General features: G+C 61.3%; 1 protein-coding gene. It reads right to left on the bottom strand.

The features are described 5' to 3' along the window. A partial coding sequence (locus AF337_RS13600) for a UvrD-helicase domain-containing protein (RefSeq protein WP_160320299.1) occupies nucleotides 1-444 on the bottom strand: 444 nt, incomplete at both ends.

Below are 444 nucleotides of genomic sequence, written 5' to 3'. Positions count from 1 at the left end.
GTATTGGAACGGCAGAGAATGGCGATGTCACCTGGCGTGATTGGCCTGTGATCGTGCTTGTCGTCTTCGACAAGCCAGTTGTCGGCTTCGGCCAGACATTGCCGGATTCCCTCCGCGAGGGCTTGTGCCTGCTCGTCGACTTTGCCCATCAGCCACCACCATCCTGCTGAAGGCTTGTCAAAGCCAGCGTCGGATCGCGCCGCATCCGAAAACGCGTGCTTCGCCGCCGGCAGTCCCATCCGTTCGAAGACCGGCGTAAACATGGCATTGAAGAGATCGACCAGGCTTTTGCGGCTTCGCCATGATTTGGACAGGACCGGATTGTCCTCGGGCTTCCCCCCAGCGCCGAGAAACGCAGCCTGGGTCAGCTCGGTGTCGGCGCCGCGAAAGCCGTAGATGGCCTGCTTCGGATCACCAACCCAGGTGCTCTCGTCGACCAGCTCC

Source organism: Rhizobium ecuadorense, from assembly GCF_001187535.1.
Classification (GTDB): Bacteria; Pseudomonadota; Alphaproteobacteria; order Rhizobiales; family Rhizobiaceae; genus Rhizobium; species Rhizobium ecuadorense.
Note: the sequence above shows the minus strand (reverse complement) of the source record. Positions and strands in the feature narration are given on the sequence as shown.